Source organism: Labilibaculum euxinicum, from assembly GCF_963678175.1.
GTDB lineage: Bacteria > Bacteroidota > Bacteroidia > Bacteroidales > Marinifilaceae > Labilibaculum > Labilibaculum euxinus.
The window spans coordinates 2,929,056-2,946,517 of record NZ_OY782756.1 but is presented as its reverse complement, the minus strand read 5'-3'; the positions used below and the strand labels follow the sequence as shown (position 1 = coordinate 2,946,517).

Genomic DNA, 17,462 nt, shown 5'->3' with positions numbered 1-17,462 from the left:
CCTACTAGTGAGTTGAACTATACAATCTAAAATAGCTGCAATGATTGATAATCATTTCATGAAATTTTGTATCTGAATAATCCTCCTTCAGAGTTTTAAAACTTTTGTAGTTCGGTAATTCCAATTCATTATACTTACTAAAATTAACTTTAAAAGTATCATTGCTTCCCTCATTGTAATAAGTATTCAATTCACATTTTGCCATTAAATAAAGACATCGGGCATTTAATTCCTTATCAGTTGATAATTCAATTACACGCTGATAAAACTCGAGGGACATTTCACTTAGCCCAAAATAAGTTTTGTTGTAGGATGTAATATCCGAAAGGTTGAACCCTTTTCTGTTTGCAATAATATCAGCGCCGTTTTCACTGGACTGATAATGATCACTCGAATAATGAATGTAATTATAATCACAACAGTTGGAATCACCAATTAAAGCCCCTCTGTAATATCCTGTATTTGAGATGTTATAGTAATAATTAGCTAATAAATAGTTCGCCAATTTGGCTTTCCACTGTTTTTCGTTAGCGGTTAGCTTTTCTAATTCAATCAAATAAACCGCCAAGTCAGAAATAGAAAAGTCTGGTTTAATAAAAGAGAACAAATCTGCTTTATAAACTTCATCATCCATCACTTCCTTTTCATCGCAGGAAAAACATTCTATAATATTATTACTAAATATTTTATTTGATAAAGATATTGTGCCACTCAAATTGGTACTCTTACCAAAATACTCCAATGCCGATTCTGCATTTTTCTGATACAAATAATAAATACCTTTCTGATAATTCAGATAATCAATAAACTTGTAGTTACTCCTCCTATTCTCCAAAAGTTCTTTTTCGTAAGCGCTTTTATCAGGCTTATTATAAAAAGCTTCCAAAGCATCTAACAGCTCTAAAGAACTAATACCTCCACCCGATTCCAATTGGTTATGAACAAGAAATGCTTTTGCTATTTGATTGTTTGCATAGTAAAGATTGGCGATTTTAGCTTTAATAAAACTCTTTAGATCTGAATTAAAATCAACTGGCCAAGTTCCCTTGTCAGGATATTTTGAAAGCACCTGAGAAATAAAGTTCTCATTTTCAATGGAAATATTCTCCCAGGAAAAAACTTCATAAACTATTGACAGAATCTTTTTCTGATCTGCAAATGATTTTACTGCCTCCAGTTTTCTTTTTGCTTCACTTATGTCATTCCTGATAAAAGACAAATACGAACCGGCCATTCTCCAGAAATCAGTATTTTTCACCTTCTGATTAGAAAGCTGTAGTTCGGCAATATTTAATAATTCGTTGTAATCCTCTCCTTCTTCCAAATTAGGTAATCTGCTCTCTCCTACACCAATATTTTTAGGCCATACATCGCGTTCAACATTATTTAATGCACGCATAAATAAAAGCTCAACTCTTCGATCATTAGCATCGAACCCAATAAACTTATTAATATTATCAGTCTCATTGGAGAAATTGCGCAAACTTGTTATCAGGAGTAAATCTTTTTCATCTTCAATTCCATTTACAAAAGACCGCCCTTCAGCCTCAAAAGAGGTGCAAAAATTGAAACTTACGAATGCAGATTTTTTTCTATCGATACTATTACTCACTATTTTTGTGAACAGGTAAGCTGCCTTCTCATAATTTTCGGTGGAATAATAACAACCGGCAACTTGATCTAAAATATAATAGTAAATCTCATTTTTTTGTATTTTATTTTCAACTTTTGCTTCATAAAAGCCTATGCCTTCACCCCATGCTTTCGAATAATGCATAATGCGAATGATCTGATAGTAGTAACGCGCTTGTAATTGCGGGTCAGTCTCACTACTCAACAATAAATTTGCCTTTTCAAGTAAAGCTTCCGTGTTCACATCCTTCTCCTCTAAAATCTCATCGTAATCCCACGAGTTCCTTCTTGTTCTATAACTAAATGCTTCACTGCACTCTTGGGCAAAATCTACATAGAGTTTCGCTCTCTTTTCTGTTTCAGAATCCTTATTGATCCAATTAAAATCTTCAGGCTTGTAAATTGCCATTTCAATTTCTTCGGTACTCCAACCCGTAAGAATCTCTTTCCACAATTTTACATTCCCTTCAGGATATTCAGGTTCCTTGGATTCTGAATAAGAATTTTCTCCATAAAAAGCATTGTAATCATCCCTTAAAAAAGGATAGAACTCTTTGGCTGAAATATTTGTTTGTGCAAACAAGTTATAAAACCACATTCCTTCCCAATCACCTCCACCACATGCAAATACTGCAGATGATATAAATACTAATAACCCAGTTAAAATATTCTTCATAATTTTCCGACTAATTCGCTAAGATTGATATTCGAAAGAGATTTTTCATCCATATGATAAAATATAATCCCGTTCGTAATTAGTTTGCTTTCTTTTATTGTTTGGTACGAATTCACAATTTCAGCAACAGATAATTCTTCCAATTTGATTTCATAACCTTCACTCAAATAAAACCCCTTGCAGAGCGTATCCTTTACCACTTGGAAATTTTTCACATCAACTTGTTTAAAATGCGGATCGTTTTTAAATATTGTTCTCTCGGCATTTTTAATAATTTTAATTTCATTATCCTTATTCTTAACTACTGTTTGAGAGAAAAGAGGCAAAGCAATATTCAAAGGCAAAGGATATTTGGTTTCAGAATCGATGTACTGTTTTACAATGCTGTTTTGCAGAATGGAATTCTGATTCATGTTTTTTAAGTCTCCAACATTATACAACATTAATGTACCTTTCTTCACGGGAGGAATCCCAGTTCTTTCTTTAAATTTAATTTGATGCAAACGAATGGTCACATCCAAATCAAATTCTTTACCTAAGTTTTCCAACAATTCAAAATAAGCGTATTTGGTACTTTCTGTCCAATCACAATCAATTTGAATTTGGGAAATTTGCTTGTTAAAATGTTTCAAACTGATCTGGTTAACCAAATCTCTTATCCTATTGGATAATTTCTGTATTTCCAGATCTGATACCTGAAAAACTCTATTGGTAATATATACAACCGGAACAATTTCAAACTCCCTGTACTCCTTTGCAACACTTTTCAATACATAAGTTGGAACAATACCATCATCATACCAATTGGGTTCGTGCTCCGATATTATATCAAAATAATGCAGATAGATTTTATTTGCATTTGCACTCTTTAAAGATTCCTGATATTGACTATTAAATTCAGCTTTCGATTTCCAATGATAAAAAGAGATTTCCTTCTTTGCGGTATCTTTTTGAGAACAGGAGGTTGTTATAAGAAGCAATAACATGCCTGACAACAAATGAGTTTTCACTTTCAAAATTTACAGATTTATATTTTTATAGAAATTGAACAAAAATAGTAATTTTACTTAATTATGAATCATCATAATACCAAACTTTATCCCTTTATTGCTCAAACAATAGCTAAACTATTTAACTTCAAAGCCTATTTCGATCCAGTTCTTCTGCTAATGCCATCGCCTCCTTAATTACCAGCTCCGGAAAATCATTTATTTCAAGTATCCTGATTGCATTTCTGTTTTTCAGTTTTCCTTCCTTCAATTTGTAGTCAAAGTCCACCGATTTATCGCTCACAAGTTCACTGAAGTGATACAATTCATACTCCTTCTCCAACAAATCGGTTAATTCGATATCGTGAGTAGATACGAATACCCTATTGTTATTTTTTGCAAGCGCAGACAATACTGCTTTCCCCGCAGAAATCCGTTCGACGGTATTGGTTCCTTTAAAAATCTCATCGAGCAAAAACAAACTGACTTTTGCATTACACGACTTGTCAATCATGTTTTTAATGGTAAGAACCTCTTCAAAATAGTAGCTCTTGTCATTCATTAAATCGTCACTAATACGGATTGCAGAATAAATACAAATTCGAGGAATCATCATTGATTTAGCAAAGCAGGTATTCATCGTTAATCCAGTAAGAACATTGATGCCAATGGCTCGAATAAGAGAAGTTTTACCCGACATATTCGATCCGGTAAGCAATATGGATTTATCGTTTACCTCAATATCATTTCGAACACAATTCACAATTAATGGATGATAAATCTCACGAGCTTCCATCCGACTGTTCTCCTCATCGATTTTGGGAATACAGCAGTCGCCGCCTTTTCGCAAGGAAGCAATAGACAATAGCGCATCGATTCGTCCCACAAATGAGAAAACCTTCTCAATTTCCTTTCTTCTGGAATCCAAACGTTTCAATACGCCAAACAAAAGTAATGGCTCTAATAGAAATAAAATTTTCAACAACTCTAAAATGGACCAAAAGATTACTTGAAAATCACCTCCAATTTTCGACTCCAATTTAAAGATGAGCATTCTGTTTCTAATCTGATTGGTTGTTTGAATCGATTCATTCAAAAGGGGATTAATCCTTTTTAAATTTTTAGTTTGAAACAGTTTATTTGCAACTCGTTTAAGGATCAGGAGCTGAGGAATGGAGTCAGAATAGCTCGATAAGTTTCTTTTGTTCCATAAATGAAAGCAGATGTTAATAATAAAAACACCTCCTAAAACAAAAAACATTTTCAAATTAAAAGGCAAAAGAAGAACAGATAAAATGCTGGTAAAGGATAGCAATTGAATCACAAAAAACCATCTTGGCGGCTCTAAATACCCTTCCTGAAACAAAGTAGAAATGTAATAAGCCTCCCGATGATTTAGTTTCGTTAGTTCGGTTTGAATCTGAAGTCGAAAATTAGAATCAGTTGCAAATTGATTGATCAGCTCTTCGTCCAATTCAACATTTTTAGAATCAGAAGGAATCTCTCTCAATTTGTTGTACAGGTATTGTTGTCCAACTTTTGAATTTGTTCGATCCAGAAACATAAACAACTCATCAAAATCAAGATCGTTACAAGTTTTATCAGAAAGTTCCTGAAGAGTTGTTGAATGGTCTTTATTCCGAAAATACCTCTCTATTAATTCAAAATTGTAAGATTCATCTTTCAGCTTCCCAAAGGAGGCTTTTAATTGTTCTGCTTGTTTTTTCCTGAAGTTAGAGATCATATTGTGTGCAAATTATATCTTCGCTGTTTTAAATCTGAGCATTGTTGTTTTTTCTGATCATTAATTTAACAGTCCCAAAGCTAACAAATCTTTATAATTATCATAAACAATTCCAATCATAATAAAACATTAATTTAAGATCTTACATTTAAGCTTCCTCATCTGTAATCAGAAAACTAAGGGTGAATTTTAGGCAAACACAACTGCAAAGCCAATTTCATAGGTGAAAAAGGTCTTCGACAAGGCTGTTGATGCCAAATTAAAGGTCTAAAGTGTGTTCGAAGCACTTGTTGTTGCAAAATCGAAGGGAAATTGCAAGGCTGAGAAACTGAATTAAACAACAAAAAAGACGATACCGTATTAATTATTGATTAAGGCTTTTAACACAGTTCCATGAATATATCCATCTCTCCTTGTTGATATCGGCATTCGAATCATTATTTAACAGATCGTTATTGAAAGTTTTTATATGATACAGGACTTACAGAGTACACGAGGGTGGCATTTTCGAAACTCCGAGGCATGTGTGTGTAACTAAAATGGACATCCACAAAAAAACACAGGTCTTTTGTGTGACTAAAACCGGCATTTTTGAAACTCCGAAGGGCTTGTGTGGCTCAAAAATGGGCATCTACGAAAAAATAGGAGCATTGTGTGTCACTAAAACCGGCATTTTTGAAACTCCGAAAGGCTTGTGTTCCCCAATAACGGGCATTCCCAAAAAAATATGGGCATTGTGTGTAGGTAAAATCGGCATTTTTGAAACTCCGAGAGCATTGTGTGTAGCTAAAACACGCATTTTCAAAACTCCGAAGGGCTTGTGCATCGCAATAATGAACATCCACGAAAGTGAGAGGGCTTTGTATTTTGCTAAAATGGACATCCACGCAAGCAGATGCCCATTTTTATAAAATAAAACGGCCATATTTAAAACTGATCCTGCAAAGGGAATAATGCTCATCTAAATAATCAGAAGTCAGACGATACGAATTCAGAATTGATTCATTTTCTCCCAAAAAACAGGAGCCGGCTTTAAACAAAGTACAGCCGGTTCTATATTGATATTCAAAATTCTTCCTCCTCTTTTCAAAATGATAAACTTCGTTTTTACCAATTAAGGCTTCCCTGATTTTATTATCCTTAAAATGACCTCCTTAGTAAAATTGAGGTCCATACTTACATGCTTTTATCATTTTTAACTGCGCACAGATTCCCGCACATGGTACAATGATCCTCTTCACTGCTTTCCGACTCCATTTTCCTCTTTCTGGCCAATTCCGGATCGATACTATTCGTAAACATTGTCTCCCAATCCAGATCGTAACGTGCTTTCGAAATCGTTAAATCCCGCTGACGGGCACCTGCCACATTATTCACTAAATCGGCAGCATGTGCAGCAATCCGGCTTGCAATTACACCTTCCTTTACGTCTTTAACATCGGGCAAGCACAAATGTTCGGCAGGCGTTACGTAACACAGAAAATCGGCACCGTGAATGGCTGCAATCGTACCCCCAATTGCTCCCACAATGTGATCGTATCCGGGAGCCGAATCGGTAACCAAAGGCCCCAGCACGTAAAACGGCGCTTCGCTGCAAAGTCTTTTCATCAATTTCATATTGGCTTCAATCTGATCCAAAGGCATGTGGCCGGGGCCTTCTACCATTACCTGAACGCCTTTGTCTCTGGCGCGATCCACCAATTCCCCTAAAACCAGCAATTCTGCAACTTGTGCCCGATCGGTAGCATCAGCACCTGCTCCCGGACGCAAACCATCTCCTAAACTAATGGTTACATCGTATTGTTTGCAAATATCCAAAACCCGGTCGTATTGTTCATACAATGGATTCTCCTTCCCGTTTTCTTTCATCCAGCGCTTGAGCAAAGCTCCTCCCCGGCTTACAATCCCGCATACTCTTTTATCATTTTCAAGAAAGGAAAGAGAAACCTTAGTTATACCACAATGTAAGGTCATAAAATCAACCCCCATTTTTGCCTGAATTTCAATTTCACGAAACAGATCTTCCGGGTCGAGCTCCTTAATCTCTTTTCCTTCGGCCAGCAAACGTGTTGCTACCCCATAAATAGGAACCGTTCCAACCATTACGGAAGATTCCTGAAGTATTCGTTGAAGAATAATGTGCAGATCGCCGCCCGTTGACAAATCCATAATCGCATCGGCTCCATACTGAATGGCAACATTCATTTTTTTCAGTTCTTCTTCAAAATGGCAATGCTTTTCGGATGTACCCATGTTTGCATTCACCTTAGTTCGCAAACCATTACCAATTGCAACAACCGGAAAATCATGATTTTTGTTTTTGGGGATTACAATCCGCCCCTGTGCAATCTCATTTCGCAGCCATTCAACATCAACTCTTTCGTTTTTTGCAACGATATTCATTTCTGCTGTAATAATGCCTTCTTTGGCTTTTTCTATTTGTGTAATCATTATTTCTTGTTTATTAAATTAGTAAACTCCAGAACTCTTTCATCAAACTGATCGGTTTGCATAAAATGCCGCACCATGGCAATATTTTTTGCTCCTGCACTTAGAATGGTCTGTATGTTTTCGGGAAAAATTCCTCCGATTGCCACCACAGGAATGGTCGCCATATTCAATACTTGCTTTAGTTGTTCAATGCCTACAGGTTGATCAGGTTTGGCTTTTGCATTGGTTGGATATACCGGGCCAAAACCTATGTAATCAGGCTTCTGAACAAGCGCTTCCTTCACTTGCTGAATAGAATGAGTTGACAAACCAATTTTCATATCTCCAACAATTTTTCGGGCTTCTTCCAAACTCATATCATCTTGTCCGAGATGTAAACAATCAGCTTCGCAAATTGCTGCGATATCCGCACGGTCATTCATCACAAAACTGGTTTCACTTCCTCTGGTAATGTCTCTGATTTCTTTTCCAACCTTAATTAATTCCTTATCGGATAAAGATTTTTCGCGCAGCTGCAGCATCCTGACTCCCCGCTCAACACACGATTCGGCAATGGAACGATATGAAGAGTGAGGCTTTGTAATGATGATGTATAAACCAAAGTCCTTCATCTTATTTACTTAAATTTTCAGCAATTAAACCAGCTAATTTTTCACCGGAAAGAAGCATTCCTCCAAAGATAGGTCCCATTCGAAAACCACCGCTAACACCATTCGATGCCATACCTGATACATACAATCCAGGGTATACTTCTTTGGTGTTTTCTACAGTAGTTCGCTCAGCTTCATCTATCGACAAAGAGTATTCCCCCATCACTTTACCTGTTTTTGTGTTTAGCTTCACGTCGTTTTTACGTTCCAAGGTGCGAACAATGTCACAATCGTGCCCCGTGCCATCAACCACTGCTTTTGCCATGATCACCAAAGGATCGACATGCATTTTTTCCCGGCGAACCGAAGCCCAGTTTAGAACAACACCACATACCCTGTCATTTTGAAAAACAACATCTTCAATAGAAGAACAATTGAATATTTTTACTCCTGCCTGCGTAGCATGGTAAATTAAAGCGGAGGTTGCATGCACAGAATCAAGCGTGTAATAATCTCCCTGATAGTTTGTATAGGAAATATTTAATTCGTCAAGAATATGCAGTGCATCTTTCTGAACTATTATCTCGTTAAACATCATGGCACCGCCCCACATGCCTCCGCCTGGAGCCAGTTTACTTTCATACAAAGCAACTTTAAAGTCTTTCTTTGCGAGATAATAGGATGCGATTAGTCCAGAAGGTCCACCTCCGACAATGGCCACATCAACCGATAAATTTTCTTTGAGTTTTTTAAAATAGGAATCGACGATTCCTGCAGATACAATTTGCTCCATTTTATTGTTTATTAAGTGAATAATAGTAATAAACAGGGGCGGTCCTACTCCAAAAAAGCAGACTTTTCTTTACTTTCCTACGCAGGCATTATCCTGATCAGGTAAAGGGTATGATCTCAGCCTTAAAGTTAGGCACCCCTAGTTTATATAAATGCAAATGTAAAATAAAAACCCGGAACAGGCTCTTCGCATGGGAATATTTTATGGATTAATTCCCGGGATAAATTATCTTTGCCTGCCAATAATAAGCTTGCAAACAATGTTAGATTTTAAAATAGAGGAAGATAAATGTATTGAGTGCGGTCTTTGTGCACAGGATTGTCCGGTTGGTATTATAGAATTGAATCCAAAGCCTGTCATCCGAAAAGAAAAGGAGACGAATTGTTTAAAATGCCAACATTGTTTAGCCATTTGTCCTACGGCAGCACTTTCGATATTAGGAAAAAATCCGGGAGACAGTGTTTCTGCAAAAGATGAAATGCCAAAGCCTGAAGCAATCAGCAGATTGATAAAAACAAGACGCTCGATCCGAAAATACAAAAAAGAAACCATCGATAAGGAATTAATTCAGGAACTGATTGAAACGGCTGCGCATGCACCAACAGGACATAACGACAATGCTGTTTTACTGTCGTTAATTGACAACAAAGAGGATTTGGACTTATTCCGGTTAAAAGTGTACGATTCACTGAAAAATGCCAGAGAATCAGGCACACTGGAGAAACGCTTTCAATTCCTGCTGTCCTATCAGAAATTATGGGAAACTAAAGGTATAGATGTTATTTTTAGAGATGCTCCACACCTAATTATTGCTTCTGCCCGATCTGCTGATGCTTCACCAATGGCAGATTGTTTAATTACATTGAGTTATTTTGAATTAATAGCCAACTCACACGGAATAGGAACACTTTGGAACGGAATGATAAAATGGGCAATAGATGATATTGATCCTGAATTACGCACTCTGATTGGCATACCAAAAGATCATACGATTGGATATGTAATGCTGTTTGGTAAATCTGCCGTAAAATATGCCCGGGGAATTCAATCGGAAGGCTTAAAAGTGAATCGGATAAAGCTTGAAAAATAAGAAGCCTGTATTCCTCAGAGATACTTACAATAGATTTATTCTATTAACATTTCATTAAAACAATTGTATTCAGTTCCTGCTTAATTTTACACTTTCAATTGGTGTAAACCAATCAATTTTCCACGAATCTGAAATCACAAAAACAATAAAACTTGCAAAATGAAGGTAGTCGCATTTAACGGAAGTCCGAAAAAAGAAGGAAACACTTACCATGCCCTTAAATTAGTAACAGAGCAGTTGGAACTGCAAGGTATTGAAACAGAGATCGTGCATGTTGGAAATAAAGGAGTAAAAGGTTGTATCGCCTGCGGTCAGTGTGCTAAAAACAAGGATGAAAAGTGTGTACTAACAGGAGATGATGTAAACATATGGATTCAAAAGATGAAAGAAGCCGATGGCATTCTGCTTGGCTCACCAGTTCATTATGCCTCTTTGGGAGCAAATATGAAATCGTTTTTAGACCGGGCATTCTATGTGAGTGGTGCAAACGGCAATTTGTTTCGCCACAAAGTTGGTGCTTCGGTTGTTGCGGTTCGTCGTTCGGGAGGATTGCCAACCTTTAACGAACTGAACAATTATCTCAACTATTCAGAAATGATGGTTCCGACATCAAATTATTGGAATGTAATTCACGGAACGACTCCAGGTGAAGTTTTACAGGATGAAGAAGGCATGCAGATTATGAGAGTTTTGGGTAGGAACATGGCTTATCTGCTGCAATTAATTGATCAGGGAAAAAATAAGGTAGAAGCTCCGGTACAGGAGAAGAAAATATACACCAGTTTTATTCGATAGAATAAGTACTGTCAATAGAAAAAAAGCCATTATTCCTGAACAAGAGTAATGGCTTTATTTTTTTAGCGATATTTCAAACACTTATTCTTTTTTCTCATGCTCCAGCATCCAGATATAAATATCAGAGCTAAATGCATCATAGTCTGCATTTTCTTTCCCCATTCCGATTCCCTCATATGTGTACGTCCATGAGTCATGTGCAACATCAGGGTACAATGTAATTTTAGCTTTTTCTGTCGGATTGATGCTGTTTATTGCCTCAATCATGTTTTTTGATTTGGAAGGTGCAACCGTTGCATCACTCTCTCCGTGAAATGCCCAAACAGGAATGTTTTTAAATTTTACTGCCTGTGCTGTATTTCCACCACCACAAATGGGCACAAGAGCAGTTACATGAGATTCATCGCCACAAGTCCCCACATAACTAAAGCATCCAAAACCGCCCATATTTATTCCGGTCATGTATATTCTGCGTTCATTCACTTTGTATTTCTCTATAATGAATTCAACAAAGCGCTTTATTTTGTCGGCTTGCCAGCCATCGTCATGACATTGAGGAGAAATAACCAACATAGGATATTTTGGTGACCAACTTCCATTTTCAATCATTTTTGGAAGCCCGTTAACAAGAATCCGTTCCAAATATTCGGGATGTTTGGCGCTGTTGCCTTTTTCACCGGATCCATGCAGGAAAATCAGTAAAGGATACATCGAATCCTTATCATCATCGTATCCTGCGGGTTGATAAGCGTAGTAACCATAGGGAGCATTAGCTTCTGCCAATATGTGGCTTGAATGAGTTCCGCCGGTATCTAAAGGCAAATTGGAAAGGTTGTAGTAATCTGCCTTGGATAAACTATCATCACTGGAACAAGAAGCAGAACAAAACGAAATAAGAATACAAAAGGATACAAGAACACAGTTCTTCATGACACGAAATTATTTTATAATTATCAATAAATTTTAATTATGCAATAATACGGGATGAAATCACATTTAGACGAAAAGAATACTATAATAATGACTCTGTGTTAAATAATTCACACTTTTTAGCAGACCTTGTATTTCAGGTTTACTGATTTAACCATTTCTTGAACTCAGTACACCGATCCTGACTAACAATAGCATCAATACATTCCGGGTGATTGGGTTTGAGATTTAATTTTATTCTGTTTTTTGAATAATAGTGCATATCTTCAATGGCTTGATAACTAACGATAAATTTGCGGTTAACCCGGAAAAAACGCTTCGGATTCAATTTGCTTTCCAAAGATGTCAGAGTGCCATCAAAAAGATAACGGTTCCCATCCAATCCAAATAGATAAAGCGCCTTACCGTCTGCCATAAAGTAGGCCACTTTTTCAACTTCCAATGAACTGAGTCTGTCGCCCCGACTCACCATGAACCGCTCCTGGTATTGATCACCAGTCATTAAGCTGTTTAAAGATTTCTGAAGAGCACTAAAATCAAGAGATTCTTTCTCCTGAAACATTGTCTCGAACTTTGTGATGGCTGCTTCCACATCTTCAGAATCCATCGGCTTTAGTAAATAATCTACACTGCATTGTTTAAAGGCCTGTACTGCATATTGATCGTAGGCTGTGGTGAAAATAACAGGTGTGGTAATTTCCAACCGATCGAAGATCTCAAAACTGTTGCCATCACCAAGGTGTATGTCCATAAAAATCAAATCAAGCTTATGCCCGGACAGATATTGCACAGCCTGTTCAACATTCTCTAAATGAGCTTTAATTTCAATTTTATCTGGCCGTATATCCAGTAACATTTTTTCCAGTTCCCGTGACGCCAAACGTTCATCTTCAACAATAGCTACTTTGATCATTTTTATCTAATTTTTATCCGACCAAATTACAAAAGAAAAGGGGCAATCCGTAATGGAAAACCCCTAATTTCATTTTATTGATATGCTAATTAACCTAATTACTCAAATTTGGATTGTTGTTTATGGCTTCATCCGGATAACGGAGCGTATAACGGGGATCGCCCTGATTTAGAGTCGCTGACTCTGTTTTATAGGCATGATTAATTTGCTCTTGAGTTGTTCTTCGTAAATCGAACCAACGATGTCCTTCAAAAGCAAACTCTCTATATCTCTCATTTGCAATTTCTGCAATTAATTCTGCTTTGTTTAATCCAGCAATACGAGTTACTTCTGTATTGTAAAAATCAGTAAGTAAACGTTTTGCTTTCAACTGATTTAAATAGTTTCGAGCTTGATCCAAATCGTCTAGTTTTGCAGCACACTCAGCAATTGTCAAATACATTTCAGATGTTCTGAATGTACATTTGGTAGTACTTTGATGCTCTTTAGTGATTATAAATTCGCCCGCTACATCATCTGAATCTTTAAAATACATTCCAAAACGATTATCGTTATCGTGATTGAAAGCTGCTTTCATATTGTCAGAAATAAACGACGCATTTTCAACCATTGATGAAATTACATCTTCTAATGCCAAAATGCTTTCAACAGAAGTATACGCATAAGGTAATACCGAAGTATCAACACTAATATCCTGTAAATCAGCTTTCACTTTTAGAACTTCCAGAGCAAATTTTCTTGCATTTTCAAAATCACCCATATACAAATAAACTCTTGATTGAAAGGCCAAAGCGGCCAACTTACTGAAACGATAATTCAATCCTGTTTCGTAAGTTTCAATGTTCAACTTCGCTATTCCATCTGTAATATCTGATACTATTTGTGTATAAACCTCACCCACACTACTGGCAAAATATTCAGCTTCCGTATCAATTTTTAATGAAAGAGGCACGCCTTTATCGGTATTAGCAGTGGCTGAATTGTAAGGCAAACCATAAAGATTTACCAGATTAAAATGCATTAAAGCTCTCAATAAGTAAGCTTCTCCAACAATTTGATCAATTTCTTCAGAACTTCCTTCGGTTGCATCAGCACCAGCATCTATAATGTGATTGGCATACATGATCATTTTGTAATATTGCTGCCATGAAAAACCCAATGTGTTTGATGATTGGTTGACATCATTCCATAAATAGATATCCTGAACTTCTGTAAGATCATATTTTGTTTCATTCAACTTTACTTCATCGGTTCTAAAAGCAATTCTTCCTTTATCGGCAGGAATTCCATTGTATGCACTTGTCAGTAAAGCCCGAAAATCATCTGTTGTTGTTGGAATCAACCGGTCTTTTGGCTTTACATCCAAATAATTATCGCAGGCAGAAAAGCTCACAACCGCCAACAACAGGGCAATGTATATATTTAATTTTTTCATTGTGTAAGTCATTAGAAAGTTAAATTAACACCTAAAGTATATGATTTTTGCTGTGGCTGAGCGTAAATATTACCATATGATTCCGGATCAAAATAGCCATCATATCCATTGGAAATAACAAATGGATTTCGGGCTTCTAAACTGAATCGTACGTTTGATAATTTGATGCGCTTTAACATTGCATTTGGCAAGGTGTAACCCAAACGAATACTACTGATTCTCATGTAATTTACCTTTTTCAACCAAGTATCCAAATGACGGTATGTTCCTGCATTATCAATGTTATCGTACCACTGTTTTTCCATCCAATAGGCACCGTCAGCCGACGTAGAGCCTAATAAATTTGGCAGGTTTTTATTGGTTCCATTAATTACATCCAATAATTTACGTGATGTGTTTCTTCCTCGGTCATACTCGGTCATGCTGTAATCCGGCTGAGCCAAAATATTCATCCCCAGGTTAAAATTCGCTGAGACAGCCAAATCAATATTTTTATACTTAAAAGTATTGATAATACCACCGGAATATTTAGGATCTGAATCACCAGCATATGTGAAAAGCCCACGCACTTGCTCAGTTGTTAAATTTGAACCTGCATAATTGCCCGGCCAAAAATCAGCATATTGATCGTATAGATCAAAAAACTCTTTTCCTGTTACAGCCGTTCCATTCTTATCGAACAAAGGATATCCGTTCTCATCAAAGCCCTTTGTATTAATTACCCAAACTGAATTAGCCGAATATCCTTCGCGGGATGGTAAAAACTGATTTGCCGGAATTTTTTCTTTTAGTACTTTGTTCTCGTTGTGAGCAATATTAAAACTGGTATTCCATTCGAAAGTTTCAGTCTTAACATTACGGGTGGCAATGCTCAATTCCCAACCCTTATTTGTCATTTCAGCCCAGTTTACAGACATGGCACTAAAACCAGTCTCATGTGGAAGATTCTGAGTTCCTATCAAATCTGTTCCTTTTCTTTCGTAATAGTCAAAACTCATACGAATAGCATGATGAAATAAAGAGAGATCAGTACCAATATTGTAAGTAGAAGTTTTTTCCCAACGCAATTTATCATTTGGCAAACCACTAACATCAATACCATCTTCGTTGGTTCCCGGAAGATTGGAAACTGTAGTAGGTGTACCAATAATGTATGGGGAACTTTCTTTATCAATATTTCCCTGCAATCCGTAAGATGCACGAAACTTCAAACGACTCAACCAATCAATATCACTTAAAAAACTCTCCTCGCTGGCATTCCAAGCTCCACTTAAAGCGTATAAAGGCAAATATCTGTATTTCGGATCAACACCAAACAAATCTGAACCATCGAAACGAATGCTCCCAAAAAAAGTGTAACGCCTGTCGTAAGTGTAAGAAGCCGTTGCAAAAAAGGAAGCATAGCGGTTCTTTCTATACACTTTACTGAACAATGGAAATGATTTTGCATCAGTTTCATCTCTAAAAATAACTGGTTTAGAGGTCATTCTTTCGGCATTCCATCCGTAAGCTGCAGAATAAATCTGAGTAAATTCATTTTGACGTAATTCATTACCAACCATCAATCCAACCTCATGTTGATCATTAAAAAGTTGATTGTACTCTATAATATTTTTCCAATTATAAGAACTATTATCCGCTTCCCAATTTTGAAGAACTCCTCCTTCTGGAATAAAATAGAATGGTTTTCCTCCTGAAAAATAGCGGCTTTTGTGACGTTCTTTTCTGGCAAAGAAAGTCTCCTCTTCCGCTTCCTTTTTAGTATTTGTTTTGTCTATTTGAATGCCGTATTGAGTACGAAATTTAAGATGAGAATTCAGATCCCATTCTAAATCTAAAATAGCGTTAACACTTTGTCCTTTTAATTTATTCTGTGTTCCTGCTCTTTCCTCTAAAATATTGAAAGGAATGTAGGCAATGTTATACAAGCCATCCTCATCAACATTATACACGTAATTATTATCTTCATCGCGCAATTTTAAATAAGGATTCGCTAAACGTACGTAGTTTGCAGGATTTGTTAATTTACTTGATCCGGTAAGGTAAGATTTACTTTTGCGTTCGTTGGCAAATAAACTAACTCCCAATCTTAAATTATCACGTAAGTTAAAATCGGTTTTTAAGGTTACATTGTAACGATTAAGCGATGTACCGATAGTTGTTCCTTTTTCGGTATGAGCACCTAAGGAAAAATAGTAGGTTGCCAAATCACTTCCACCGGAAACACTCAAACTATGATCTTGATTCACCGCATTCTGATACAATTCATCTTCCAGATTAGCATCTACACTTCTTAATGCATTTATAGCCGCTAATGATTCCGGTGCAATTGCTGAAACACCACCTGTTTGGTAATTGTCCCAATCATTATTTGCATTCAAAATTTGTGATATACTGCCATACTGACTGTTATAGGTAAGATCGGTACGACCGGCCAAAGCCATCTCCAGATCCACCTTTTCATTCGAATTCATCAAATTCAACTTGCTAAAATCAGGTCGTGAAATAAAAGAAGTATTACTCGTCAAATTCACTTTCATTTGTCCGGCTTTACCCTTTTTAGTTGTAATCACAATCACCCCATTTGCCGCACGGGCACCATAAATTGCAGTAGCCGCAGCATCTTTTAGTATTGTAATATCAGCAATATCCTGAGGATTTAAACCACCAACAGAAGAATTGTACAGCTGATCGATATTGTCTTTGTCGTTGTAATCAGGAACTTCGTTCCCTTCCAAAGGAATTCCATCCAAAACCCACAACGGATCTTGTGTTCCGTTTAATGATGCTGTTCCACGAATACGGATTTTTGCCGGAGCCCCAGGTGCCCCACCTTGAACAATACTGGTCACACCAGCGATTTGACCACTCAACATCTGATCCACGTTTGGAACACCAGCTTGTCTGATATTGTCAGCATTCACTTTAACAACTGCCGAAGTCAGCTTGCGTTTTTCGATTTTCTGATAGCCGGTAACAACAACCTCACCCAATTCACTTGTTGAATCGCTAAGTTTAATTGTGATAAATGATTTTCCTGTAATATCAACCATTTGAGTTTCGAAACCCAAAAAGCTGCAGGCAATTGTATTCAATTCTTTAGGAACTTCCAATGTGAAGTTTCCATCAAAATCGGTAATTGTTCCCAATGTAATGTTCTCAATAATCCCTTTTATATTGGTTTCGGCACCAATGGTTGACTTATCAATGTAAACCGAAGCACCAATTAGAACATCTCCATCACTTTCCGAGAGAACCGTTCCTTTAATCTGCTTCATTTCCTGTGCCCAGCCAAAAGCGGGAAGCAAGATCAAAAGCAGGCTTAGCAGTCTTTTCATAAATTTGTATTTTTAATGGTTATTAAAATAGTGGTTAATTCATTCAAAAAAACAGACAGAGAGATTTTTTTTAATCTCCCCATCTG

Annotated in this window: 13 protein-coding genes and 1 riboswitch; of the genes, 2 read left to right on the top strand and 11 right to left on the bottom strand. The window is 36.7% G+C overall.

Going from position 1 to position 17,462, the window contains the following annotated elements; all coding sequences use genetic code 11:
* Positions 1-4: 4 nt before the first annotated feature.
* The 7 genes from ACY0M5_RS11700 to ACY0M5_RS11670 all read right to left on the bottom strand — a co-directional run bounded on the left by ACY0M5_RS11700 (position 5) and on the right by ACY0M5_RS11670 (position 8,875).
* The gene (locus ACY0M5_RS11700) at positions 5-2,308 is read right to left on the bottom strand and encodes a hypothetical protein (RefSeq protein WP_461629248.1); all 2,304 of its coding nucleotides are present in this window, start codon (positions 2,306-2,308) and stop codon (positions 5-7) included.
* Positions 2,305-3,324 (bottom strand): hypothetical protein, encoded by a 1,020-nt coding sequence (locus tag ACY0M5_RS11695; protein ID WP_461629247.1) that lies wholly within the window; start codon positions 3,322-3,324, stop codon positions 2,305-2,307. Before ACY0M5_RS11695 ends, ACY0M5_RS11700 begins: the two co-directional genes overlap by 4 nt.
* Positions 3,325-3,445: 121 nt before the next feature.
* On the bottom strand, positions 3,446-5,041 hold the full coding sequence (locus tag ACY0M5_RS11690; RefSeq protein ID WP_461629246.1) for a MutS-related protein: 1,596 nt from the start codon (positions 5,039-5,041) through the stop codon (positions 3,446-3,448).
* 631 nt (positions 5,042-5,672) lie between these two features.
* Positions 5,673-5,966, bottom strand: a complete 294-nt coding sequence (locus tag ACY0M5_RS11685) for a hypothetical protein (protein ID WP_461629245.1) — start codon at positions 5,964-5,966, stop codon at positions 5,673-5,675.
* 251 nt (positions 5,967-6,217) lie between these two features.
* Complete coding sequence (thiC, locus tag ACY0M5_RS11680) at positions 6,218-7,492, bottom strand: phosphomethylpyrimidine synthase ThiC (protein ID WP_461629244.1); 1,275 nt, start codon at positions 7,490-7,492, stop codon at positions 6,218-6,220.
* Positions 7,492-8,103: a thiamine phosphate synthase gene (thiE, locus tag ACY0M5_RS11675; protein WP_461629243.1), complete on the bottom strand. Its 612-nt coding sequence runs from the start codon at positions 8,101-8,103 to the stop codon at positions 7,492-7,494. The genes thiC and thiE overlap by 1 nt, the downstream gene beginning before the upstream one ends.
* A gap of 1 nt (position 8,104) precedes the next feature.
* Positions 8,105-8,875, bottom strand: coding sequence for a sulfide-dependent adenosine diphosphate thiazole synthase (locus ACY0M5_RS11670; RefSeq protein ID WP_461629242.1), 771 nt, complete (start codon positions 8,873-8,875; stop codon positions 8,105-8,107).
* A 57-nt stretch (positions 8,876-8,932) separates the two neighbouring features.
* Positions 8,933-9,025, bottom strand: a riboswitch (TPP riboswitch).
* 109 nt (positions 9,026-9,134) lie between these two features.
* Here ACY0M5_RS11670 and ACY0M5_RS11665 point away from each other — a divergent pair.
* Positions 9,135-9,965, top strand: a complete 831-nt coding sequence (locus ACY0M5_RS11665; protein ID WP_461629241.1) for a nitroreductase family protein — start codon at positions 9,135-9,137, stop codon at positions 9,963-9,965.
* A gap of 159 nt (positions 9,966-10,124) precedes the next feature.
* A complete protein-coding gene (locus ACY0M5_RS11660) occupies positions 10,125-10,760 on the top strand; it encodes a flavodoxin family protein (RefSeq protein ID WP_461629240.1) in 636 nt (211 codons plus the stop codon).
* A gap of 81 nt (positions 10,761-10,841) precedes the next feature.
* Here the strand turns inward: ACY0M5_RS11660 and ACY0M5_RS11655 are convergent, their stop codons facing one another.
* From ACY0M5_RS11655 to ACY0M5_RS11640, 4 genes are all read right to left on the bottom strand, one after another.
* Positions 10,842-11,690 carry a carboxylesterase family protein gene (locus ACY0M5_RS11655; protein ID WP_461629239.1) on the bottom strand — a complete coding sequence of 283 codons (849 nt, stop codon included), beginning with the start codon at positions 11,688-11,690 and terminating at the stop codon, positions 10,842-10,844.
* A gap of 142 nt (positions 11,691-11,832) precedes the next feature.
* Complete coding sequence (locus ACY0M5_RS11650; RefSeq protein WP_461629238.1) at positions 11,833-12,603, bottom strand: LytR/AlgR family response regulator transcription factor; 771 nt, start codon at positions 12,601-12,603, stop codon at positions 11,833-11,835.
* Between the two features lie 94 nt (positions 12,604-12,697).
* Complete coding sequence (locus ACY0M5_RS11645) at positions 12,698-14,038, bottom strand: RagB/SusD family nutrient uptake outer membrane protein (RefSeq protein WP_461629237.1); 1,341 nt, start codon at positions 14,036-14,038, stop codon at positions 12,698-12,700.
* Positions 14,039-14,049: 11 nt separating this feature from the next.
* Complete coding sequence (locus tag ACY0M5_RS11640; protein WP_461629236.1) at positions 14,050-17,376, bottom strand: SusC/RagA family TonB-linked outer membrane protein; 3,327 nt, start codon at positions 17,374-17,376, stop codon at positions 14,050-14,052.
* Positions 17,377-17,462 lie beyond the last annotated feature (86 nt).